Source organism: Cellulomonas sp. P4_B5_2 (genome assembly GCF_056402235.1).
This window is the reverse complement of the sequence record NZ_JBFUHU010000521.1, coordinates 1-1,248: the sequence shown is the minus strand read 5'-3', so window position 1 is coordinate 1,248 and position 1,248 is coordinate 1. Positions and strand designations below refer to the sequence as shown.

Annotated in this window: 1 protein-coding gene; it reads right to left on the bottom strand. The window is 75.9% G+C overall.

What is annotated here, in order from left to right; translation table 11 throughout:
* Nucleotides 1–1,101: AAA family ATPase (locus AC1DUQ_RS21830; protein WP_477074647.1), on the bottom strand; the 1,101-nt coding region annotated here is incomplete at its 3' end.
* Between the last annotated feature and the right edge of the window lie 147 nt (nt 1,102–1,248).

Sequence of the window (1,248 nt, the reverse complement as noted above, 5' to 3'; positions counted from 1 at the left end):
GTCCAGCGCGGCCCGGAGCGCCTTGCGGGCCCCGTCCAGCGCCGTCTCCGCGCGCTCGAGCCCGACCAGCAGCGGCCGGACGGCCTGGGCCGATCGGGCGGCCGTCAACCGCAGGACCGCCTCGGCGTTCACGTCCGCGGCGGCGTCGAGAGCCGCACGCTCCGTGCGCAGCGCAGAGCGGCGCGTCAGCAGCGCATCCGTGGCTGTCACCTGGTCGAGCAGTGCCCGAGCCTGCCGGCGCACCTCGTCCGCGGCCGTCGCCGCCGCGCGGGCGGTCTCCGCCGCCCGCAGCAGTCCGTCGGTCCGTGCGGCCACGACCGTCTCCACGCCGGCGACCAGACCCTCGCCGCGCAGCACCGCGGCGTCGATCGCGGCGCGCACCTCGGTGGCGTCCTCGCTGGTCAGCCGTGCCGCGCCGACCAGCTGCGACGAGGCGGACACGAGCGCGGCGCGGGCGGTCGCGCAGGCGCGGTCGCCCTCCCGGCGCATCTCCGCCAGCCGCTGCGCGAGCCGGTCGTACACCTCGGTACCGAAGATCTTCYGCAGCAGGCCGCGCCGYTCCTCCGGCTTGGCGCGCAGGAAGTGCGCGAACTCGCCCTGCGGCAGCACGATCGTCTGCACGAACTGGGTCCGGTCCAGGCCGACCGCCTTCTGGATCTCGGCGCCGATCTCGTCGAGCCGGTTGCCCAGCGGGACGCCCACCGCGTCGAGCGTCGCCGGGTCGAGCTCGACCCCGGCAGGCAGGCGCCAGGCCTTCACCGTCGCGTTCGCCGTGGTGGTGCCCGTGCCCCGCCGCTTCGCGCGCTGGTACGCCGGGGTGCGCCGCACGCGGTAGACCCCCGCGGGCACCTCGAACACCAGGTCGACGACGCTCTCGACGTCGTCGGCCGCGTACGCCGAGCGCAGCCGCTCCTCCGACGCCTCGCTCGACGCGACCTTGCCGTACAGGGCGAACACGATCGCGTCGATGAGCGTCGACTTGCCGGAGCCCGTGGGCCCCTCGAGCAGGAACAGCCCGGCCTGGCCGAGCGCGTCGAAGTCGACCGTGTGCCGGCCGGCGAACGGCCCGATCGCCTGGAGCGTGAGGGAGCGCAGGTGCATCAGGCGCTCCGCTCCATCGCGGTGACGTCCTCGTAGGCGCGACGCAGCACCGCGGCCTCGGCGGGCGTCGGCCCGTGGCCGGTGACGTGCGCGAGGAAGTCGGCGGCCACGACCAGCGGGTCGTGCGCCGCGGTGACGACAGTCGCG